Consider the following 22,726-nt stretch of genomic DNA (forward strand, 5'->3'; position numbering starts at 1 on the left):
TATTTTATCGTCATGAGCATTATTTTTCGTTTTACCTTTCTATTTTTAAGTCCCATATTCGCCGCGAAACCCAGTCCTATTCTTAATTCGAGGCGATAACTATGGACATGATTACTTCTCCCGTTCATCGTATTTCAGTACCGGTTATTGCGCTCACACTGTATGCCGTCGCTTCAGGATATTTGATGAGTGTCATCCCACTCATGCTGCCACATTATGGGTTGGAACTCTCTTTAGCCAGTTGGCTAGCCAGTGTGTTTTATGCCGGTTTATTGCTCGGCGCGCTGTTTATGGAGCAGTTAGTCAATCGCTTCGGACATCGCAATACTTTCATTGGCTGTCTATTAGTGCTGTTAACGTCTATCGTGATTTTGCCCGTTTTTGCCAATAGTCTAACTTGGCTTGGTGCACGTTTTATCGCTGGCATTGCCGTTGCGGGGGTATTCGTTGTAGTTGAGTCGTGGTTACTGCATGGTAATGAAAGTGGCCGCGCAAAACGATTAGGTATTTACATGGTATCGCTCTATGGCGGTACAGCGATGGGACAATTAGGGATTGGATACTTAGGCGTTAATGGCTTAATCCCATTTATTGCGATTGGCTCCTTATTATGCTTCGCAACGGTGATTTTAATCTTTGGTCAATCTGATCAACCGTCTACCGAAGCAGGACAAAGTCTGTCTTGGAAACAAATGACCAAATTAAGTCATGCTGCCATCATTGGCTGTTTAGTTTCAGGGCTGATATTGGGCGCTATTTATGGACTGATGCCAATAGAGTTGACACAACGTGGCATTAGTCACTCAGAAATCGGCAGCTTAATGGCATTAATTATTCTGGGCGCGATGGTCGTACAACCGATTGTTCCTTGGCTATCTAAGCATCTTGGCAGAACCTTATTAATGGCTTTCTTTTGTTTATTAGGCGCTTCTGCGGCGGTATTACCATTATTAGACAGTAGCGTTACGCTTCTCGCGATCAGTTTGTTTGTGCTCGGTATGGCAACGTTTGCTCTCTACCCGATTGCGATTAATTTAGGCTGCGATAAATTAGATGCCCATTACATTGTCTCAGCCACTCAAGTGATGCTGTTTAGCTACAGTATCGGCTCTGTATTAGGGCCCGTTATCGCTGATTGGTTTATCTACACCAATCAAAGCTTACTTGGTTATCTTTTTGTGACGTTATTGATCACTTGTTTGTACATGCTGCTGGCCAGCGTGAAAACCAAACGTCAATGGGTAGCTGGAGAATAAACAACACGCAATAAACTTGATTGAGTTCGCCCTTAAAAACCAGTATGCTGCGCGGCTTTAGGGCCACTTGGCCCTAAATTGATCGTCATCGAGCACAGAAGCATGAACCGTAAAAAGAAAATTAATCAAACACTACAAAAGCATCTTAAAAAGAAAAACGCCAAGCTACATGGCACCAATAAACCTCGTTATATTTCTAAAGCGGAGCGCGCCAAATTAGAAGCAGAACAAGCCGCTTTAGAAACCGTAACTACCGATGCTGAACAGCAGGCGGATAACGGATTACAGCAATAAAGCTTGCTCTATCGGAACAAATTGACTGGCGACATCAATTAAACTTTGTGCCGTCAGTCTTGGTACACCATAAACCTCAACCTTAACCTGAAAGCGCTGCTGAATACGTTCAACCAAGGGTTCAAAATCCCCATCACCGGACACTAAAACAACCGTATCGACTTGCTGAGCTAGCTCATAGGCATCAAGCGCAATTCCCACATCCCAATCTCCTTTCGCACTGCCATCACTACGTTGAATAAAAGGCTTTAGCATCACTTCAAAACCTACACCGCGTAAAATATGATGAAATTGCCGCTGTTGAGGCTCTTTACTGGCAATCGCATAAGCGTTCGCTTTAAATACGTGACGGCCTTGAGTCACTTGTTGCCAGAACTGGTTATAATTAAAGTGACGCCCGTATCGCTCTCGACAGGTGTAATAAACGTTTTGTACATCAACCAAAATGGCAATTTTTTCCATCTCATCCTGCTTATTTTATCAAATTCAACATAGCCCCAATGACTTGGCGTTTTCGGAAATACGAGAGCGGACTATCAACAATCGCACTTCGTCCACCGATGATGCAAACTTTACCACAGCGAACAATGTTCACTCGCATAAAATAAGCAACTATTTTAGTATTTTAAACAGCATAAAAATTTATAAATTTGACTTTAAAACAAAATTGTCGCTATTATCTGCATCGAAAAATGATTTGTACTCTAATCATTTATTTACCTTTTGACGTATTCATCACTTGTCTACACGTAGACGAGTGACGAATGCGAAGCACTTGTTGAGTCATCGTATGCAAAACGCTTTTAACAAATACAGCATTGAAACGACCGATTACCATGTCGGTAGAGACAATGTACAAAAATGGGGATTTGATGTTCATAATCCAGTCTTCGGTATTAGTGCCGGATTCATTCTACTGTTTCTTATCTCCATCATCTGGGTCGGTCCGGAGATAGCCAAATCTGCACTCGACACACTTAAAAATGGCATTATTCAACATTTTGATGCCTATTTCATGTGGATAACCAATTTCTTCCTGCTCTTTGCTATGGGATTAATGATCTCCCCTTTAGGTAAAATTCGCCTTGGTGGACGAGACGCAGCCCCTGATCATTCCAGAATATCGTGGCTATCGATGCTTTTTGCTGCAGGCATGGGCATCGGTTTATTATTTTGGAGTGTCGCTGAGCCAACCGCTTATTATACCAATTGGTGGGGAACGCCCTTTAATGTCGAGGCTTATACACCAGAAGCAAAATCTCTTGCCATGGGTGCAACGCTATTTCACTGGGGGATTCACGGATGGGCGATTTATGCGATTGTCGCCTTAGCATTAGGTTTTTTCTCTTTTAATAAAGGCCTCCCACTCTCCATTCGTTCCGTGTTTTATCCTATTTTTGGTGACCGTGCATGGGGCTGGCTCGGTCATATTATTGATATTATGGCCGTATTAGCCACTTTATTTGGTTTAGCGACTTCATTAGGCTTAGGCGCTCAACAAGCCACAAGTGGTATTAACTACGTTTTTGGTACCCAAGGTGGGATCGGGATGCAATTTGCCGTGATTGTCTTTGTGACCTTGATTGCCATCATCTCGGTGGTACGTGGTATCAACGGCGGCGTTAAAGTATTGAGTAATATCAATATGGCTTTTGCTCTCGCTTTATTGATTTTTATTATCAGTGTTAGCTTTAATACCACGCTACAATCGATTCCTGCGACCTTCATGGCTTACGTAAAAAACATTCTTCCCCTAAGTAATCCCCATAGTCGTGATGATGAAATCTGGATGCATGGCTGGACGGTCTTCTACTGGGCTTGGTGGATATCATGGTCACCTTTTGTCGGCATGTTTATTGCGCGGGTATCACGAGGCAGAACGGTACGTGAATTTATTCTTGCGGTGGTATTTATTCCAACCTTGCTGATCATCGTTTGGATGTCGGTGTTCGGTGGGATCGCTTTAGAGCAGGTCTCTAACCAAATCGGTGAGCTAGGCACACATGGATTAACCGATATTTCGTTAACATTATTCCATGTCTACGAGCAATTACCGCTCGGTAACGCCTTATCGCTGATCTCGATCGTACTGATCCTGATCTTTTTCATTACTTCAGCCGATTCTGGTTCTCTGGTCATCGATAGTATTACCGCAGGAGGAAAAGTGGATGCTCCGGTATTACAACGTATATTCTGGGCAACGGTCGGTGGTTCAATTGCTGCCGTACTACTTTGGGTTGGGGGCTCAGAGGCGCTACAAGCGCTGCAATCCGGCGTCGTCGCCACAGCTCTGCCTTTTAGCTTTGTATTGCTACTGATGTGTGTAAGCTTAATCAAAGGATTAAGAACCGAGCAAGCGCTTTACTCTTAATCCATCTGATCAAAATAAAAAAGCCAGCCACGATTAATAGGCTGGCTTTTTTCTAATTGGAATATCCGCACTCAATATCATTAAGTTATATAGAGAGATTAATATCGCGGCGATATAAATGAAAAAGTAGAAACAACGGAGACAAAAAAACCAGCATCTAGGCTGGTTACTTAAAAATATGGAGGCGCGTCCCGGAGTCGAACCGAGGTTCACGGATTTGCAATCCGCTGCATGGCCACTCTGCCAACGCGCCTTTGTATCAGTTTCTATTTTGGCTGATGGTGCCCCGGGCCGGACTTGAACCGGCACGACTCGAAAGTCGAGGGATTTTAAATCCCTTGTGTCTACCAATTTCACCACCAGGGCAACGCAAATTGCGGCATGGCAACACCATCTGCTCTTTCGGGCTTTGCCCTGAGAACGAGGCGTACTTTACCGTATTCCTCAGCAAGGTCAATAAAAAAATGTGATTTATCAATCAAGTGATCAATAAATGAACCAAGCGGTATAATAGACAACCGAACCGAACAAAGTTCAAACACCGAGTAGGCTTTATTCTCTAGATTGATGCTTTAAAATAAAAGTAAGATTTCTGCATTACTTGATGATGATGGGGCCAACCACATCATCTCACCCCATCAGCATTGCAGCCTCAATGTATTAGCCCATCAGAATTTTTTTAATTTTTAGACTACCGGACCTTATCCTTTACAACCATTAAGCATAATGAACATATTCAATAATCACTTGATTACCTTCTATTGACACATGCTGAATATCACCATCAATGATCACACGACTGGTTAAACTGATCGCTTGCTGATTATAAGCAGCCGCCGTTTTTAAACTTGGTATCACCATATGGGGTTCAATATGCAAATGTCGACAAAACTGGCTAATAAAAGTCATCGACAAAGGACTATCACCGCGCAGAAGTTGAGAAAACTCTACTTGGGTTAAGTTGAGTCGTTTCGCCATCTGCATCTGAGTTAAATGCATTTTGGCTTTTTGTGACATCCATACGTTGTATAAGGCTTGGCGGTCTTCAGCGCTAAACTCCATTATTTATCCTTTAACGAGTGCAACAGGTAATCATTGCACAGGATGACAAAAAGGATTCGTGATGATGTCAGTGGGAAGTTAAGGTCTGTTTAAATTTATTTAACTTAATTTTTAATATCACTCGACCGCTGACGATAGCTAGCTCATTAAATACATTGATCAAGCGATAAATAGGATGAGCGAGCACTAGAGATATCGATAACCTCCTTTGCATCACCATACATAGAAAAGAGACACAGCAGAGAAAAAATTTCTCTGCTGTGTCATTCATGATGAAGGGATTTTAAAACCAGCTTGCGAATAAACGTTTGATTCTATCTAAGGTTCGTTTAAACCAACCGCCTTGCTCAACGCTTTCTAAAGCCACCAAGGAAGCTTCACCGACCTTGCGATCATCGACTTGATAAATCACTTTACCAACAATATCACCTTTTTGGATCGGGGCTTGTAAATCCTTATTCATTTCGATCAAGCCACTGAGCTTAGGTAATTCACCTTTAACCACAGTTAAATAGGTTGTCTCAGCGACCCCAACAGGTAACTGATCTTTTTTGCCCATCCACACTCTCGCCTGCTCAATCGGCTCTCCAGCTTGATGAGGCGCTATGGTTTCAAAGAAACGGAAGCCATAGCTTAGCAACTGCTTACTATCGGCTTCTCGGCCTTTAGCGCTATTGGAACCCATAACGACAGAGATCAAACGCATGTTACCATTGGTCGCCGAGGTGGTTAGACTAAAACCAGCCCCGCTAGTAAACCCTGTCTTCATACCATCGACATTCATGCTCCGATCACGTAATAAACCGTTACGGTTGTATTGAGTGATGCCGTTATAAGTAAACGACGTTTCACTATAGAGCGGGTAAATTTCTGGTAGATCACGAATAATCGCTTGCGCCAGCTTAGCGATATCATAAGGCGTACTGTATAGACCTGAACTGTCTAATCCATGCGGATTGGTAAACGCCGTATTCGTTAGCCCAAGCGTTGCAGCCCAAGAATTCATTAAATCAACAAACGCATTTTCAGAACCAGCCACATGTTCTGCGATAGCCACACTCGCATCATTACCAGATTGAACAATCAAGCCGCGATACAAATCCATCATATTGACTTTCGTGCCTACCTCAATAAACATTTTTGAGGAATCGGGAAAGTTTCTCGCCCATGCTCTTTGGCTAATCACCACTTGATCATCAGGGCTAATGTTACCCCGCTTCATTTCTTGTCCGGCAACGTATGACGTCATCAGTTTCGTTAAACTCGCTGGATTCAATTTATTATGAGCATTGTGTTCAACTAAAACCGTACCCGTATGGTAATCCATCAAGACATAACCTTTCGCAGAAAGCTGCGGAGGATTGGGTACCACAATCGGTGTTGCATTACTTACTAGGGGAATAAAAGACAAGCACGTCGCAGAAACGACAATAGACTTGATATTTTTCATAACTCGCATCCCAAAATCAAAGAGAAAAATAGTATAACTAACTGACTAGATTACCCTGTTTTTCTTTACTCACTCTTACAGTAGTGTAAATGAACGTAACAAGCCTTCCCATACTTAACCACTGGAAAAGCGAAAAGTGCCAACAATTCGCCTTTATCACTGAGAATGTGTGCGTTAGTTAACAAAAAACCGAGCCTGATGACTCGGTTTGAAAGTAGATGCAGCCAAACAATTTAGGCTTTATTTTGATTGGCTGACCAAACGTACAGCAATTCCAGTGCGATGGTAGCACCGGCTAGCGCGGTCATTTCACTTTGATCGTAGGCAGGAGCGACTTCAACCACATCCATCCCGACTAAGTTGATACCTTTCAACGCGCGAATAATTTTCAAAATTTTATCGGTATTAAGTCCACCGCACACCGGTGTCCCTGTGCCCGGAGCAAACGCTGGATCGAGGCAATCGATATCAAAGGTTAAATATACCGGTTTATCAGCAATGATAGTGCGAATTTGCTGCACAATCTCTTCCACCGACATATCGTTGGCTTGCATCGCGTTGATAACATTAAAGCCATGCCCTTCTTGCTTATACTCAGTACGAATACCAATTTGCACCGAATGTTTAGGGGAAATCAATCCCTCTTTCGGCGCATGATAAAACATCGTCCCATGATCATAAGCACTGCCATTAGCATAAGTATCCGTGTGTGCATCAAAATGAATCAACGCCATTTCGCCGAACTGCTTAGCATGAGCACGCAAAATCGGTAAGGTCACAAAGTGATCGCCCCCGAGAGCCAACAAGGTTTTACCATTTTTGATGATTTCACCCGCCGCCGCTTCAAGACGATAGGTAAAATCTTCCGCATCGCCGCAATCGAACACTAAATCACCAGCGTCAATCACTTTCGTCTGGGCAAATAAGTTGAAATCCCATGGGAATTTCTTTCCTTCCCAAGCAAGATTCACTGAAGCACGACGAATCGCATCTGGCCCCATACGAGCGCCAGAACGACCTGAAGTCGCCATATCTAACGGCACACCCAGTACGACCACATCGGCATCGCTATCAATCGGGTTTCTCACATACGGACGACGGACAAAGGTCATCGCATTGGAGTAGAGTGAATAATCAGTTTTCGTAAACAAATCATTCATTTAAAAATCCTCTAAATAAGTATAACCACTCAAGCCTTGCTCTAGCTCTGCTAAAACAATCTCTTGCTCTGCGGCCGCCACACGTTGGCTGACCAATTGACGGTAATTAGCACGAATCGCATCAACATCAATATGCACATAGCGCATCATGTCTTCTACGGTATCGCCTTCATTGATCGAGGTAATTTCCGCGTCTCCGCTGTCAGTAATATTGACCACCACACTGTGGGTATCACCAAACAGATTGTGCATATCACCCAAAATCTCCTGATAAGCACCCACTAAGAAAAAGCCCATTAAATACGGTTTATCCTTTGACCAAGCCGGCACGGGAAGAGTCGTTTCAATCCCCTGCCCCTCAACGTACTGCTCAATCGCACCGTCTGAATCACAGGTGATGTCTAGCATGACGGCACGGCGATCTTCAACATTTTGTAAATCGGACAAAGGAAGCACAGGGAACACTTGATCAATACCCCATGCATCCGGTAATGATTGAAATAAAGAGAAGTTAACAAAGAATTTGTCCGCTAATCTTTCTTGCAGCTCATCAAGAATGGGGCGATGGAAACGATTCTTAGTGCTCATTTTCAAACGTAATTCATAGTAAATACGCAGTGAAAGCTGCTCAATCCATGCACGGTGTTGTAAGTTGATCACGCCCGAAGCAAACAGAGTATGCGCTTCTGATAAATCACTTTGCGTATCATTATAAATTTCAATTAATGCACGTGCATCGGTACCTTCTCGTAAGGTTTCCCAACTACGCCACATATTTTGCATCAGCACCGGCGCATCCGTTTCTGGCTCGCTGATCTGCTCAGGCATATACGCTTCTGTACCAATAACATTGGTAATCAACACCGCGTGGTGAGCGGTGATTGAGCGACCGGATTCAGAAATAATAATCGGTTTCGGTTGCTCATACAGATTACACATATCAGCAACAACATTGACAATGTTGCGTGCGTATTCTTGTAAACCATAGTTCATCGAGTTCGATGATTGGCTTCGCGTACCATCATAATCAATCGCTAAACCGCCGCCGACATCAAAATAATCGATCTGCGCACCAAGCTCTCTGAGCTCACAATAAAAACGAGCAGCTTCATTGACCCCATTACGTACGTCACGAATGTTGGCCATTTGTGAACCTAAATGGAAGTGCACCAGTTGCAAAGCTTCAAGTTGATTCTCAGCTCGCAGACGCTCGACCACCGTTAGCACTTGTGAAGCCGCTAAACCAAATTTGGATTTTTCACCGCCACTGGATTGCCATTTACCCGCCCCTTGCGACGCTAAACGAATACGGAGTCCTAGACGAGGTTTCACGCCAAGACTTTTGGCTTCTTTTAGGATCAGGTCGAGTTCTGAAAGCTTCTCCAAAACGATGAAAACTTTGTGACCTAATTTTTCACCGATTAACGCTAAACGAATGTATTCGCGATCTTTATAACCATTACAAACGATCACTGAACTGGCTTGTTGCGCCATCGCTAGCACGGCGAGCAACTCGGGTTTACTGCCTGCTTCAAGGCCCAATTGCTTAGTTTCGAGTTCAGCTTGACTGGCTAATATTTCGTCCACTACTTCTTTTTGTTGGTTAACTTTAATCGGATAAACCAACAAATATTTATTAGGGTAATCACACTCTTCAATCGCTTGATTAAAAGCGTCACAAATATTGTGCACACGTTGGTGCAGAATCTGTGGGAAACGAACCAATACCGGAAGATTAAGATTACGAGCTTCAAGTTGTTTGACTATCGAGCTCAATGCGGTCGGATGAGCATTATCCTTTCTTGGTGACACGGTCACTTCACCATGGTCATCAATGCCATAAAAACCTTGGCTCCAATAATGAACATTGTAGTCCGCACGAACACGATCTAATTTGGATGATTTTTCCACTTGATATCTCACAAAAACAGAGAGAATGTAGTGACAGCCACATCATGCCATCACACCTGACACCCTAAATGTCACGCGCTTTATCGGTGAAAAGAGAGGGTGTGTCTAATGATAATAATTTGTCGTTAAGACAAGCTTTAGTTATGGCTAGCACCAATGAGCAAAAATCATAAAAACCTCCGTATTCCATCGCTCCATAGACAGTCAATGAACGCCTTTCATCGATTAGAGAAGCCTGAGCCATTTGGTTGTTAAATCGCCAAAATTATCCAAATCGCTATCGCGGCTTTAAGTACCAAAGGACAATCTTAATTGTGGTTGATTAACGCATTGAAGTTTTTGTTACTGTACAGCGATTCAAAATCGGGCTCTTCAAGAATTAAATCGCGCATTGAAGGGCTTATCTCTATCGCCCGTTGAATATCTTCCAACGCTTGTTCATCTGCGCCTAAACGAGCATAAGCACACGCGCGCTGATACAACGCAGGCCCGTTATCGTCATCGAGTTCTAACACTCGGTTACATAAACTCATCGCCCAGTGATATTCTTGCATTTCCATAACGGCATCAGCTTTATAGGTTAACGCTTCGAGATCGCCAGGACGAATTTTGAGGATTTCGTCATACACTTCAATTCGCTGTTCTGCCGTCTGCACACTTTGCGATCTCAGCCATAAATTATGGATCTCATTAATCACTTCAATTTCACGGTTATTGTCAGTGATAATCCGGCTTTTTCGCTTTAAATCTTGCTCTAAAGCGACAAACTTACGTTCATATTCTTGAGCGATTTTATTAATGCTTTTATCGGCCATCTCCCGAGTATTATGTTTTACTTCACGCAGCGATTGCCAACCAATTAAAGCCACTAAAGAAGCCACACCAGCAATGACATAGAAAAAGTAAGTCACGGTAACATTAGAATAACTCAGTGACCGATCGGCGACGGACAATTCACGGTCGGTAATTTGAATGGTTAAGCGACGTTCTAAATCTTGTTGATCCTGACGTAATGCTCTCAATTCATCGAGGATGTAACGTTCGACTAATGGCCTATCCAAAAGTGGCGATTCTGAATATGGCGGCTCACGATCTTCCTGTGCCCAAGCGACTGACCCTATCAGCATCACCATGGCAAAGATTATTCGGTAAATGTGTCGCACGTACTACGCTCCTTACTGTTTTACTGCCACGTTTCGTTTAGCGATTGATTTAGCTTGCAGTGGTGTCGATATTAACGGCATGATTTCGACTTATCACATGATCATCAGAATCATGGAAATACACACCCTGTTCATCCACCACTCACCTTATATGACTTGGAGATGCCAATGGAAAACATTTCAATTCAAAGCATCAGCAACCAAAAAACGGGCCTATTTTTTATAATTAAGCGTTAATATTAACAAATTTAAGTCAAAAAATCATCAAAACGCTTAACAAGCAGCATAAAAATTGTTTCGAACTCTATCTATACTTTCTCTATCCTACCTCCACGAAAAGAATTCGATTGAAATTCCGTGTATTTCAGTTATTTTCACTGCCATTTAATGGATTCATCTCACATCACTTACCGTTGCAGGTAAGCGACAGATAAGAGTCGAGCATGACTCTCATCATCCCTATAAAGATAGATAAACCATACGATTGGAGAGCAACGAACCTAGCCAGCATCGCTGCGTTTCAAGTAGGAAGAGGATAACTGTATTATGCAAGTGCTTTCTTTATTACAAGATAACTACCAATGGGCACTCTCTGTGCTCATCTTACTGCTCTATCCTAAACTGGTTTTTTTGAGTTTGCGGGTATTGGATAAAACCGTTGGGCAACGGGAAGATAGTGACCGATTACAGCGGGTTAAATGGCTACTCAAAACCTCGCTTTTTGTGATGATTCTCTTAGGGATCATGATGATCTGGGGGATCGAATTACGTGGGCTATTGGTGATCGGCTCTTCGTTGTTTGCTTTGATCGGGGTGGCTTTATTCGCAAGCTGGTCTTTACTCAGTAATATTACCTCCTTCTTAGTGCTGTTTATCCAAAATCACTGCCGAATCGGATCTTGGGTAAAAATCATCGATGGGGGTAACTTTATCGAAGGACGATTGGTAGATATGACGCTATTTAATGTCGTACTCGAAACCTTAGACGGTAATCGAGTTCTCTACCCGAATAATTTATTTATTGTTCGTCCAGTTGTGGTTCTCGCCAAAGCTCCCGAAAAAAGTGCCAAAAAAACACAAAAAAAACAATTACCAAAGCTAGCACATCGAAGTATTGATTGATGTTCACCGCTACCCTGATCAAAGGCTGAATAATCAGCCTTTGATGTCCAAACCGTGTATCTCCGAACGACTACGCGTTCGCGATTTGACGATGCCCCTCTTCAAGATGAACAAAATCAACCAGATCATCCCCTGACACTTGATACGCTTGTCCAAAACCTTTCACAAACAATCCATGCTCTGGCTTTAAGCAAAATAGTGAGAAGTCTTCAAGTTGACTGAGGTTATCAATAATGTCACCAAATCGCTGTTGCATTTGTTCAATCACCTGTTGCCATAGCGGCGAGTGACGTTCAATCATGCTCGCTTGGGCATCAAACGTTAACCGCTTGCGGGCAAACAGCTGCTTAGCCGTCGATTCATCTTCAATCATCATGATCGATACTTGAGGGTTGACCGCTAAATTACGCGCATGACGCGCAATATGAGAAATCAGAATAAAGTAGCCTGCTTGATTTTGTACAAAGGGAGCATAACTTACATTTGGTTTACCTTGTGCATCAACCGTCGCGAGCTGTAATGTCGTGCGCTGTTGACGAAACTCTTTAATTTCTGGCTCTAAACGGCCTTGTAGTCTTTCTTGTTTAACTTGCTGTTCCATTGACGTTCTCCTTACCAGGCGATTATTTAAATTGTTGTTGCATCGTTTGAAAACGATCGACCTGCTGAGCGATAAGCTCTCGCTTGTCATCGCGGCCTAAATAAATCTTAAAAATAGAATCCCCCTGCTGAGTGAAAAAACCAAAATAGTGGCTCTCTCGCCCCATAAAAGGTTTACTGACCAAAGCAACGTGATCAATCAACTCTAATTTTAAGTGGCCATGAAGTTGGCCTGGTTGCCCCAACAAGTTGTAGTAACCACGCGCCATTTTACCCTTCGGTAACGGGGCTTTGATTTCAAAAATAGAGCCAAATGACTGCACGATAGTGGTCACGTTTGTCCCCCAATCAGCAATCTCCGTTAATACCATCTGCGCATGATCACCCGAGAGCAGGGTAACCATTTCGTTAGGAAAAGCAGACACGACAGCAAATTCACTCACGCTTAAACGTTCAGCAATCTGTGCTGGGAGTAATGCGGGCTCATCATTTAATAACTGCGCCACTTGGTGTGATAATTGTTCCATTTTGTTATCCAATACAATTACGTGAGTACCTCAACGCGGCTAAGAATAATTAGACACAAACGATAATGCAATTGATAATTGATATTGTTTGTATTATGAGTAATAATTTGCGCTCTTGAAACCAGAAATAGCCAATACCGCGGCAGCTTCATGTAGGCTGGGTATAACGTGGCCCATTTAGTTAATGAGCAGCATTATGAAATTGTCCATACCTTTTATTCGGCGACTTGCCAGTGTTTTATTCCTCTTGTGCGCTCATCATTTATCGGCAGCGGAGCGTGTGATCAGTGCAGGGAGCAGTGTTACTGAACTTATCTTTGCGTTAGGTGGACAAGATCAGCTCATTGCGGTTGATGTAACCAGCAATGAACCGCGCACGCGTGAATTACCTCAAGTGGGTTATCACCGACAGCTCTCGGCAGAAGGCTTGTTAGCGTTGAATCCAACCCAATTAATTGGCTCAGAGGAAATGGGACCAGAAAGTACCCTACGCCAGCTACGCTCTGCAGGTGTCAAAGTCAATATCATCAACAGTGATCCTCATCCGCAAGGTTTGCTTGAACGTATCGATCAAATCGCCCAGTTAATTGACCGCCAATCGGCAGCGAAAACATTAAAACATCAAGTGAATGGGACATTAGAGCAACTTAAAGAGGGACAGCCTGCTCAATCGCCACTCAAGGTGCTATTTTTACTGCTCCATGAAGGGCGAGCAGCCAACGTCGCGGGCTCAAATACCATTCCTGATACGCTGATCACTTTAGCTGGCGCTCGTAATCCTGCTGCCGAGATGATTTCGGCCTATAAACCCTTATCGATGGAAGCGCTGATCACCATGCAGCCAGACGTTATTTTGGTCAGCGGCCGTAGCTATGATCAGCTCGGCGGAGCAGAGGCGATTCTAGAAGCACTGCCGATGTTAAAAGTGACACCTGCGGGTATCCATCAACGCATCATTACCATTGATGGTCATGCACTCGTCGGCGGCGTCGGCCTGAAAACCATTCAAGAAGCACTGCGTTTGCAAGCGCTGCTCTATCCAAAGGGATAATAGCCGTGTTACGTCATGTGCCTATTCATCTATTACTTATTGCCTTAGCGCTAAGTTTGGGAATATTAAGTTTAGCTTCCATTACCGTTGGACCTATGTCGATCAGTTTTCGAGATAGCCTATATAGCTTACTATTTCGCTCTGATGATATTGCGACTCATATTAATCTGGTTATTCACCAAATTCGTCTCCCACGCACTCTCCTGTGTTTATTGGTTGGCGCAATATTAGCGCTCTGCGGGGTTGTTATGCAGGGCTTGTTTCGTAACCCTCTCGCTGAACCAGGGATCATTGGGGTATCTGCAGGTGCGTCATTAGGCGCAGCGCTCGCCATTGTATTACTCGCCTCTTTTGAATTGAATGCCACATGGATGAACATGTTCACGCTCCCCTTGTGTGCTTTTATCGGCGGAGTATTAACAACATTACTGGTTTATCGACTAGGCACCAGTCAATTGGGAACTTCAGTGACCATCATGCTATTGGCTGGCGTAGCGATCAGTGCACTTTCTGGGGCAGGGATTGGCTATTTAAATTTTCTGGCTGACGATCAAATGCTGCGTGATCTAACCCTATGGTCGATGGGTTCATTTGCTGGCGCTAATTGGCCACAAATCTATTTGTGTCTATTCGCACTGGGAATATTAGCTTATTGCTTTCATCGTCGAGCGATGGCACTGAATGCGCTTTTGCTGGGTGAATCGGAAGCTCGCCACCTAGGTATTGGCACTCAGCAACTCAAGCGAGCGTTGATCATACTTTGCGCCGCAGGCGTTGGTATCACGGTCAGCGTGGCTGGGATGATTGGTTTTGTCGGCTTGGTCGTGCCCCATTTAGGGCGGATGCTCGTTGGCCCTGATCATCGATATTTATTACCCGTCTCCGCTCTCCTTGGTGCATTACTGCTGACTTGCGCCGATATGTTTGCCCGAGTTGCCGTTGCACCAAGTGAATTACCGATCGGGATTGTCACAGCGCTCGTCGGTGCTCCCTTTTTTCTCTATTTACTGTTTAAACAAAAAGGGAAACTGTTTTAATGCTTACTCCAGCGATTCAAGCGCATCACTTAACGGTCTGTTTTCATTCAAAATCGATATTAAAAGATATCAATATTGAACTCCATCATGGCGAAGTCACTGCTTTACTTGGTCCTAATGGTGCGGGGAAAAGTACCTTATTGAAAGCGTTAAGTGGCGAGATTGACACCCACTCTCGCATTCGTTTCTTCGGCCAACCTCGCGAAAACTGGTCAGCAAAGACCTTAGCAAAACATGTCGGTATTTTACCGCAAAGTAGCTCATTAAACTTTCCATTTACGGCTCAAGAAGTGGTCGAACTTGGTGCGATCCCGCTTGATATTGGCCATCGACAAACTCGGCAATTAGCGCGTTATTATATGCAAAAGACCGATGTTTTACCGTTAGCTAATAGGCTCTATCCTGAACTCTCAGGAGGCGAAAAACAGCGTTTACATTTAGCAAGAGTGCTCACCCAACTGCATCAATCCGGTGAGCAAAAAGTCTTAATGCTTGATGAACCCACGTCGGCATTAGACTTGGCGCACCAACATAATACCTTGCTTATCGCTCGTCAGTTAGCTCGTGAAGAACAATGCGCCGTCGTGATTGTCTTACATGATTTGAACTTAGCGGCGCAATACGCCGATCGGATGGTGATTCTTCATCAAGGGCACATTGTCTGTGATGCTCCACCGTGGCAAGCTCTGAGCGCCGAGATGATCAAGCAGGTCTATGACCATCATTCGATGGTCGCCCCTCACCCGACGTTAGATTTCCCAATGGTCTACCCGGTTTAATCAAGCTCACTCATCGCAATGATCGATTTACCAATCAACCACTCTAATTGTTGGCGACTTTGTGGTCCCCATTTGTCGTCAACCAGTTTATAAAGCCGAGTCATCATTTGCGCTGAAAAAAACTCGGCACGCTCCGCCATGACCACATGTTGAAACAATAAACGCAGTGTTGCCATAAAAGCCGGAGTCGTGCGTAGCGCCTTCAACCAGCTTTCTGCAAATTCATTCAACCCTTGTTCTAACTCTAAATGTTCCGTGAATTGGTGAAAAATTTTGCTTTCTAACGCTAACGCAAAATCGGTTTTCTTAGGGAAGTGATGACTAATACCCGTTCTCGAAACCCCAGTCTGCTGACTTAATGTGGTGTAAGACATTTTGTCGTATCCCAACCTGAGCAGTTGATCGATAACGGCATCCATAATTCTTTGAATCGTAATTTCAGTATCTTCTTTACTACGTTTTGGCATGGCTCATGCTCTTCATCAAAGGGTGATTATTCGGCTAGATAGTTCAAAGACTGTTGATCTTGCGAGGTTAAATAGTCAGCAAACCGTCGGGATCATCTTACAAAGTCCTAGTGAAGGCAATGAAACCGGTAGCATTATGACAAAAAACTGTCACTCATTCGCACAAATTCTTGACGCATATCACAAGATATTGCCACGTACTCATCGTTCATCTACGCTTCACTGACTACTCAATCATAGTATGAATCATTGATTGATCGAGATTCCACTTCAACTGATATCAACATGAACCAATCCGATCGAAAGCGGATATTAAGTGGTAAGCGACATCATAGCAGGCTAAAATAGCCTTAGTTTTTATAAGAGGATAATGAGATGACCAATCAATGCTACGTAGAAGATGAAGTATGTGAAGCCTGTGGTGTTGCCGGAGAAATGGGATTTATCATTAAAGAAGGTGACGAAGTTGCCGAAGTCACCATTTTTGCGACCGAACAAAATTTACTTCAACAAGAGTTTGATAAATACCTACAACTCGCTCAACAAGTGTGTGCCAACGTTGAATATCAAATTCTTCCTACTCAAGACGCCAATAAACTGCATGCTCAATTCAAATTTGAAGTCAGTGCGGAAAAGTTGATTTTTGAGCTTAAGTCGCGTTCATTATTCCGCTAAAGTGCTCAGGTGGGCGATCACTCGCTCGCCTGATACCCGCAGCAATACAAAGCGACAACCATTCATTGAAAATCCGCAGCATTAGACCGATACTTTTACCGTGGTCACCAACACAAGGATGTCAGCCATGCGGCGCTGGTTACTGGGTGTATTGAGCTTACTATGCGCACTGCCTTTGCTCGCCATCCCTCTTGATTATTATAAAATACTCAACCATTTGGATAATTATGGTAACCTCAATTTACGCAATAAACCTTATACTGAATTGCCTAATGGCCTTGAAGTCAAAGGCAACCTTAATATTGCGCAAACCTCGATTAAACGTCTACCCCCTCAACTTCGCGTAGAAGGCAGTTTGGAAGCAAGCAATAGCCAACTGCAACGTATCCCTCGTGGAACCTTTATTCGTGGTTATGCGAATCTACTCGGCTCACAAATCACCCGTTGGCCTGCTGGCGTTAATGTCGGAGGGTACATCAATTTGACCGATACCCCGCTTGAGCAGCTACCGCCAAGGTTGGTCGTTAAGGGAGATCTAAGCGTCGTCAGAACCCCGCTAACCGAACTTCCAGAAGGCTTGGTCGTTCAAGGTGATCTGTATATTGGCGGCTCCCAGATCACCCGTTTTCCAGACACCATGACGGTCAATGGCAACATCTTTTTAGGAGGGAATCAGATTCAACAATGGCCGACCAATCTTACCTTAGGCGGAGCCGTCGCCCGATAAGGATTAGCTTGGCTGAAATGAATTAAGGTTGCTCACCTAAAATCAATTGACACAGTTGTTGATACTGTTCAACTTGACTGGCAAACAGGGGCTCAATGACTAGCGCTTCTTTTACCCCTGACAGACGGCGCTTTCGTGCCTCACGCACCAATAATGCCAAATGATACTCTTTACTGATCCCAAGATGGCTGTCTGGCGTCCATTGACTCAATACTTGGCTTAAACCGGTGAGTTTGAGTTTGGGTTCAAAGTTTTGTACTTCATACTTCAGCACTTGCAATAAATGAGGATACACTGGAGTTGTAGAGACAGGCTGTTGTAAGCGTTGTAAAATACTGCTGCTCAAGTCATTGTGTTTAATCGTTCCAGCCTGCGAAGGAAACGGACAGCGCAAGCGCACTGAAAAATCCACTCGTGTGATTTGAGTATTCGGAAAAAAAGTTAATGCACACAAGCAATCGATGGGAATCCATAATGCTTGGTGGGCTTCTATGGCGTATTCATGTTTGCCAAGTCGAAATAAAACTAAACCATGATTCACTTGGATTAAGCTATGCTTACTCGTTCGTTTTCGCGCCGTCACTTGCAAATAAGGAAAAGTACAAGTTTCAGATTGAATCGCGTAGTTCATGGTTGGCCTCATGCATTTTAAGGGCGCTAAGAGTAACGCTTCTTGATAAAAAAGCCAACTGAACTGAACCTTATCAGACTGATTCTGGTCTGACCTTGTAAATTATGTGCTTATGATAGCTGCGAGTCACTCAGAGTATGCGTAGAATAGGCGAGCTTTTTATTTGATGTACAATACTATGACCTCAACCAACGATCCTTATTTAGATATACGTCCTTATAATGACGATGAAATTCCTGCGGCGCTTGACCGTTTAATCAATGATGAAGAATTTATCTCGGCGATTTTGCAGCACCGTTTTGCTCACCAACCTGCTTGGCTCAGACCACTATTGAGCCCTATCGTAAAAATCTATTTGAAATTTAAGTGGGCCAAACTGACTTCGGTTGAAGCCATTCAGCTAGAGGTAAAGAAATATCTCGATCAAACCTTGGAACATACCACCAATGGCGTTACTTATAGTGGGCTTGATCAATTAGATAAAAATCGCTCTTACCTTTTTATCTCTAATCATCGCGATATCGCCATGGATCCTGCGTTAGTTAATTATGGTCTGCATAAAAGCGGTCATCGAACGGTACGCATTGCGATTGGCGATAACTTATTGAAGAAACCCTGTGCCACGGAATTAATGCGTCTGAATAAAAGCTTTATCGTGCAACGTTCTGCTAAAGGACCGCGCGAAATGATGAAGATGCTCGGTACGTTATCAGGCTACATTAAGCACTCGCTGGAGACGGGCAACTCGATCTGGATCGCCCAGAAAGAAGGACGAGCCAAAGATGGGAACGATTTTACTGATGCGGCGATTTTAAAAATGTTTCATGTCGAAGGACGTAAACAAAAAGTTGATTTTGCTGAATATATGCAATCACTTAATATTGTACCGGTATCAATTGCTTATGAAAATGACCCTTGCGACGTCGCCAAAGCACGCGAACTGTATGAAAAAGCGACTCACGGCCAATACCAAAAAGCCGAATTTGAAGATATTGAAAGCATTATTCAAGGGATTGTTGGCGAAAAAGGACGAATCCATGTTGCCTTTGGTGACGTAATTAGCGAACCTTTTGCCACTCCAGAAGCCTTAGCCGATGAAATTGACCGTCAAATTCACGCTAATTATCGTCTCTATCCAATCAACTACTTGGCGGCGAATGTCGACCACGAGGAGATACAGGATGAGCATAAAATGCAACTGGAAGCGAAGTTAGCTCAACTCCCTGTTGATGCTCAACGTTATTTGCTCGACAGTTACGCCAATCCTGTACGCAATAAAGCTTAATTGTTGTCCACTTAATCAAGCCACTCTTGACCTTTCAGGAGTGGCTTTTTCTTTTGGCCTGTCGCCGATTTATGAGCTTATTACTTCAATATCGGTTTCAGGAATACTGCAACACGCCAATACTTTACCAAGATGGCGTTCATGATCGGGCAAAGCCAATGTCTCCGGTTGTTCAACACGACCCGATTGCACCGTCACTTTACAAGCGCCACAAAAACCTGCGCGACAACTGTTGGCCACTTTTAAACCCGCTCGCTCAGCTTGCTCAAGCAACGTGGTCTGGTTATCGCCTTGAAACGCCTTTCCATCGAGTGTGATGGTGAGGGGCTGATACGCTCGATTAACCGATGGTGTCACCGTAAAGACCTCCTGATGATAAGCCGTTTCTGGAACACCCAGTTTCAGCAAAAGATTTTTCGCTTTTTGCATAAATCCATCTGGCCCACAGACAAAAACCTGCCTCTGTGTCACATTCTCTATTTTTTTGAGATGAGATAAGGATAGTCGTCCTTTTAAAGCAGGCCAATCGATAGAAGGCTGAGTCAAACTGATCCTCAGTGTTAAGCCCGAATGAGCAGAGCGTAAAGCGTCTAGCTCATCACGAGCGGGAATATCAGCTTCACTACGGCATTGGTGATAAAATACAATATCTTGCATCATTTGGTGGTCAGCTAAATAACGCAGCATCGATAACATCGGCGTAATGCCACTGCCCGCAGACAAGAATAATAGCGGCTGAGATAAATGCTCATCGCGCAAATGAAAATTTCCCTCAACAGATTGGGCGACTAAACTCTCCCCCACCTGAAGATGTTCCAATAACCAATGAGACACTTGCCCACCATCGATCGCCTTAACGGAAATCGCTAAACGCCCCGGCCGAGAAGGACTTGAAGAAAGCGTATAGCGACGATGATGCACTTTACCGTCAATAATCACTTCAATCGGTAAATGTTGGCCGGGGAAATACTCGGGGAAATCACTGCGTTGTGGCTCTAACCAAAAAGTCACAAAATTATTGGCGATGGTCTCGCGTTCGACGCAACGCATTTGATAGTGGCGCTGTCCTTGGTCAAGGTAGTGCTCTTTTTCTTTGTATTCCAAGACTTCTATCGGATCATTAACCGAGATCATCCCTTCATTTTTGGCAATCAAGTTTTGACCGAAAAACACGCCGCCGCGTTGATTGGCGCGAAATTGAGCTAAGGTTCTTAACGGTTCCGTACTGGGGCGAAACTGTCCTGTACTCATATCAACCGTAGTCAAAATACAGCGTTCACAGGGTTTGACCAGTTCAAATTCAACCTGACCAATTCTGATCCGCTTCCAGCTATCTTCGATGAAAGGCTCACCGCCAGAAACGACCAAGTTGGTTCGAAATTGCGTCATGCTATGTCGCTCTGGGCTACGGCGATTCAACTCATCCAACGACGCTTGGCTAATTAATAACAAGGGATAACCATCAGCAAAGCTGACATTGCTGCCGACTTTCTCGCGGACTCGATTGGACTGCTCACCTGTAAAGAGTAATTCAACCCGCTGACCCAACGCAGCACTGAACCAATCATCCGCTTCGTCGGTGGTGGTATAAGCGGTAAAATTATCATCCCAGACTTGAGCCTGCGCCACTTGGTGCTTAAACGTACTATAACGCAGCGTTAAGGGCTCACGACCTGGCGCGGTAAAAATCAAACCATCCGCCGTTAATGCAGAGCGAATCGCGACCATAGCTGGATATTTTCGCGCGGTCACCATACTGCCATCCGCCAAAGCGACCATGAAACGGCGATCAAACATCAATCCTTGTTTTTCAACCCAAGCGGTAGATAGCGATAACCCTGCCGTCGATTTAACCGGATAAATACTAATTTGTGAAAGCTGCACAGCCGACATGGTGATTCCTTATTGGTATTTTTATTGACGCTAAGCCTAACGGAAAACCGAGGGAAATAAAAAGCCGAAAACAAAGAAAAAGATGATATTAAACCACTTTTCCTCTATCATCCTGTCGCCTAAACGGAAGCGTTTGCGTCATAAGTACGTGAACATGGTTTAGGCTCCAATCATTCAACTTTTCCATGGTGGGAGCAATTCATGACAACCTTTACCCTGACTCGTCCCGACGACTGGCATGTTCATCTACGCGATGGTGATGTTTTACAAGATACCGTTCGAGACATTAGCCGCTATAACGGACGTGCACTGATCATGCCCAACACCGTCCCACCGGTCACCACGACTGATATGGCTCTTGCCTATCGTGAACGCATCTTAGCGGCTAAACCTCGCGCTCACTTTCAACCCTTAATGACTCTGTATCTCACCGACAATACTTCGCCTGATGAAATCCGTAAAGCCAAAGCATCCGGTGCGATTGTAGCGGCGAAACTTTACCCAGCCGGTGCGACTACCAACTCTGACTCTGGTGTCACTGACCCGAAAAAAATCTACCCAGTTCTACAAGCGATGCAGCAAGAAGGATTACTGTTATTGGTGCATGGCGAAGTAACGACACAGGATGTCGATATCTTTGATCGCGAAAAGACCTTTTTAGAGACCGTATTAGCGCCTATCGTCAACGACTTCCCAAACTTAAAAATTGTCTTAGAACACATCACGACCGCAGAAGCCGTCGCCTTTGTCAAACAAGCTGGGGAGAATGTCGCCGCGACGATCACCGCACATCATTTACTGTTCAATCGTAACCACATGTTAGTCGGCGGCATTCGTCCACATTTCTACTGTTTACCAATACTCAAACGAGCAACCCACCAAGACGCCCTAGTTGCCGCGGCCACCTCTGGCAATAAAAAATTCTTTTTAGGCACTGATTCCGCGCCCCATGCACAAGGCCAAAAAGAGTCCGCGTGTGGCTGCGCAGGATCATACACCGCGCACGCTGCCCTTGAGCTGTATGCCGAAGTGTTTGAGAAACAAGCTAAGCTTGAAAACCTTGCCGCATTTGCCAGTCATAATGGGCCTGATTTTTATGGCTTACCCCGTAATACGGATACTGTGACGTTAACTAAGCAAGCTTGGTCCGTGCCTAATACGATGCCGTTTGGCAACAACATGGTCGTTCCAATACGAGCTGGTGAATCTATTCACTGGACGGTGAAATAAACCGAGACACCAATTGCAGTACCCGCTTATAACGC

The 22,726-nt window shown here is 44.2% G+C and carries 22 protein-coding genes and 2 tRNA genes; 11 read left to right on the forward strand and 13 right to left on the reverse strand.

From position 1 onward, the window contains the following. Positions 1-101 precede the first annotated feature (101 nt). Together FKN88_RS03835 and FKN88_RS03840 are read left to right on the forward strand one after the other, a co-directional pair. On the forward strand, positions 102-1,256 hold the full coding sequence (locus FKN88_RS03835) for an MFS transporter (protein ID WP_115152604.1): 1,155 nt from the start codon (positions 102-104) through the stop codon (positions 1,254-1,256). 102 nt (positions 1,257-1,358) lie between these two features. Next, positions 1,359-1,550: a DUF2986 domain-containing protein gene (locus FKN88_RS03840; RefSeq protein ID WP_004396688.1), complete on the forward strand. Its 192-nt coding sequence runs from the start codon at positions 1,359-1,361 to the stop codon at positions 1,548-1,550. On the opposite strand, the gene FKN88_RS03845 is transcribed toward FKN88_RS03840, so the two are convergent. Further along, positions 1,539-2,012: an NYN domain-containing protein gene (locus FKN88_RS03845; protein WP_004396689.1), complete on the reverse strand. Its 474-nt coding sequence runs from the start codon at positions 2,010-2,012 to the stop codon at positions 1,539-1,541. The genes FKN88_RS03840 and FKN88_RS03845 overlap by 12 nt on opposite strands. Positions 2,013-2,340: 328 nt before the next feature. Between FKN88_RS03845 and FKN88_RS03850 the strand changes: the two genes are divergently transcribed. Further along, complete coding sequence (locus tag FKN88_RS03850; protein ID WP_154171211.1) at positions 2,341-3,921, forward strand: BCCT family transporter; 1,581 nt, start codon at positions 2,341-2,343, stop codon at positions 3,919-3,921. Positions 3,922-4,100: 179 nt separating this feature from the next. Here the strand turns inward: FKN88_RS03850 and FKN88_RS03855 are convergent. The 7 genes from FKN88_RS03855 to FKN88_RS03885 all read right to left on the reverse strand — a co-directional run bounded on the left by FKN88_RS03855 (position 4,101) and on the right by FKN88_RS03885 (position 10,637). Beyond that, positions 4,101-4,174 (reverse strand) — tRNA-Cys (locus FKN88_RS03855). A 26-nt stretch (positions 4,175-4,200) separates the two neighbouring features. Further along, a tRNA-Leu gene (locus FKN88_RS03860) sits at positions 4,201-4,287 on the reverse strand. Positions 4,288-4,638: 351 nt separating this feature from the next. After that, on the reverse strand, positions 4,639-4,983 hold the full coding sequence (locus tag FKN88_RS03865) for a helix-turn-helix transcriptional regulator (protein WP_004396691.1): 345 nt from the start codon (positions 4,981-4,983) through the stop codon (positions 4,639-4,641). Positions 4,984-5,266: 283 nt separating this feature from the next. Then, entirely contained in the window at positions 5,267-6,433 is a 1,167-nt protein-coding gene (locus FKN88_RS03870) for a D-alanyl-D-alanine carboxypeptidase family protein (protein ID WP_154171212.1), read from the reverse strand. Between the two features lie 233 nt (positions 6,434-6,666). Beyond that, on the reverse strand, positions 6,667-7,593 hold the full coding sequence (gene speB / locus FKN88_RS03875; RefSeq protein WP_154170747.1) for an agmatinase: 927 nt from the start codon (positions 7,591-7,593) through the stop codon (positions 6,667-6,669). After that, positions 7,594-9,504, reverse strand: a complete 1,911-nt coding sequence (speA, locus tag FKN88_RS03880) for an arginine decarboxylase (RefSeq protein WP_004396694.1) — start codon at positions 9,502-9,504, stop codon at positions 7,594-7,596. It abuts the gene before it with no gap. Between the two features lie 308 nt (positions 9,505-9,812). After that, positions 9,813-10,637 (reverse strand): tetratricopeptide repeat protein, encoded by an 825-nt coding sequence (locus tag FKN88_RS03885; RefSeq protein ID WP_202598167.1) that lies wholly within the window; start codon positions 10,635-10,637, stop codon positions 9,813-9,815. A gap of 576 nt (positions 10,638-11,213) precedes the next feature. Between FKN88_RS03885 and FKN88_RS03890 the strand changes: the two genes are divergently transcribed. Continuing rightward, the gene (locus FKN88_RS03890) at positions 11,214-11,789 is read left to right on the forward strand and encodes a mechanosensitive ion channel domain-containing protein (protein WP_154170749.1); all 576 of its coding nucleotides are present in this window, start codon (positions 11,214-11,216) and stop codon (positions 11,787-11,789) included. Between the two features lie 70 nt (positions 11,790-11,859). Here the strand turns inward: FKN88_RS03890 and hutZ are convergent, their stop codons facing one another. Continuing rightward, positions 11,860-12,390, reverse strand: coding sequence for a heme utilization protein HutZ (gene hutZ / locus FKN88_RS03895; RefSeq protein WP_154170750.1), 531 nt, complete (start codon positions 12,388-12,390; stop codon positions 11,860-11,862). Positions 12,391-12,412: 22 nt separating this feature from the next. Continuing rightward, positions 12,413-12,916, reverse strand: coding sequence for a heme utilization cystosolic carrier protein HutX (gene hutX / locus FKN88_RS03900; RefSeq protein ID WP_158137226.1), 504 nt, complete (start codon positions 12,914-12,916; stop codon positions 12,413-12,415). A gap of 196 nt (positions 12,917-13,112) precedes the next feature. Between hutX and FKN88_RS03905 the strand changes: the two genes are divergently transcribed. From FKN88_RS03905 to FKN88_RS03915, 3 genes are read left to right on the forward strand one after another with little or no spacing between them, the layout of a single operon-like run. After that, positions 13,113-13,967, forward strand: coding sequence for a hemin ABC transporter substrate-binding protein (locus FKN88_RS03905; RefSeq protein WP_306687243.1), 855 nt, complete (start codon positions 13,113-13,115; stop codon positions 13,965-13,967). Between the two features lie 5 nt (positions 13,968-13,972). Beyond that, complete coding sequence (locus FKN88_RS03910; protein ID WP_115152606.1) at positions 13,973-15,004, forward strand: iron ABC transporter permease; 1,032 nt, start codon at positions 13,973-13,975, stop codon at positions 15,002-15,004. Further along, positions 15,004-15,783 (forward strand): heme ABC transporter ATP-binding protein, encoded by a 780-nt coding sequence (locus FKN88_RS03915; RefSeq protein WP_154170751.1) that lies wholly within the window; start codon positions 15,004-15,006, stop codon positions 15,781-15,783. Before FKN88_RS03910 ends, FKN88_RS03915 begins: the two co-directional genes overlap by 1 nt. On the opposite strand, the gene FKN88_RS03920 is transcribed toward FKN88_RS03915, so the two are convergent. Further along, entirely contained in the window at positions 15,780-16,250 is a 471-nt protein-coding gene (locus FKN88_RS03920; RefSeq protein ID WP_040905120.1) for a TetR family transcriptional regulator, read from the reverse strand. The two genes, FKN88_RS03915 and FKN88_RS03920, sit on opposite strands and share 4 nt — an antisense overlap. A 375-nt stretch (positions 16,251-16,625) precedes the next feature. Between FKN88_RS03920 and FKN88_RS03925 the strand changes: the two genes are divergently transcribed. Together FKN88_RS03925 and FKN88_RS03930 are read left to right on the forward strand one after the other, a co-directional pair. Further along, the gene (locus tag FKN88_RS03925) at positions 16,626-16,925 is read left to right on the forward strand and encodes a YfcZ/YiiS family protein (protein WP_154170752.1); all 300 of its coding nucleotides are present in this window, start codon (positions 16,626-16,628) and stop codon (positions 16,923-16,925) included. A gap of 127 nt (positions 16,926-17,052) precedes the next feature. Then, positions 17,053-17,652, forward strand: a complete 600-nt coding sequence (locus FKN88_RS03930) for a hypothetical protein (protein ID WP_004396703.1) — start codon at positions 17,053-17,055, stop codon at positions 17,650-17,652. Positions 17,653-17,674: 22 nt separating this feature from the next. On the opposite strand, the gene FKN88_RS03935 is transcribed toward FKN88_RS03930, so the two are convergent. Further along, a complete protein-coding gene (locus FKN88_RS03935) occupies positions 17,675-18,283 on the reverse strand; it encodes an AraC family transcriptional regulator (protein WP_154170753.1) in 609 nt (202 codons plus the stop codon). Between the two features lie 178 nt (positions 18,284-18,461). On the opposite strand from FKN88_RS03935, the gene FKN88_RS03940 reads away from it, so the two are divergent. Then, positions 18,462-19,568, forward strand: a complete 1,107-nt coding sequence (locus FKN88_RS03940; RefSeq protein WP_199249629.1) for a 1-acyl-sn-glycerol-3-phosphate acyltransferase — start codon at positions 18,462-18,464, stop codon at positions 19,566-19,568. A 69-nt stretch (positions 19,569-19,637) separates the two neighbouring features. On the opposite strand, the gene FKN88_RS03945 is transcribed toward FKN88_RS03940, so the two are convergent. Further along, the gene (locus FKN88_RS03945) at positions 19,638-21,461 is read right to left on the reverse strand and encodes a hybrid-cluster NAD(P)-dependent oxidoreductase (protein WP_154170754.1); all 1,824 of its coding nucleotides are present in this window, start codon (positions 21,459-21,461) and stop codon (positions 19,638-19,640) included. A 201-nt stretch (positions 21,462-21,662) separates the two neighbouring features. Between FKN88_RS03945 and pyrC the strand changes: the two genes are divergently transcribed. Continuing rightward, complete coding sequence (gene pyrC, locus FKN88_RS03950; protein WP_004396707.1) at positions 21,663-22,691, forward strand: dihydroorotase; 1,029 nt, start codon at positions 21,663-21,665, stop codon at positions 22,689-22,691. The last annotated feature ends 35 nt before the right edge of the window (positions 22,692-22,726 follow it).

Source organism: Vibrio sp. 2017_1457_13, assembly GCF_030851525.1.
GTDB classification, from domain to species: Bacteria; Pseudomonadota; Gammaproteobacteria; order Enterobacterales; family Vibrionaceae; genus Vibrio; species Vibrio metschnikovii.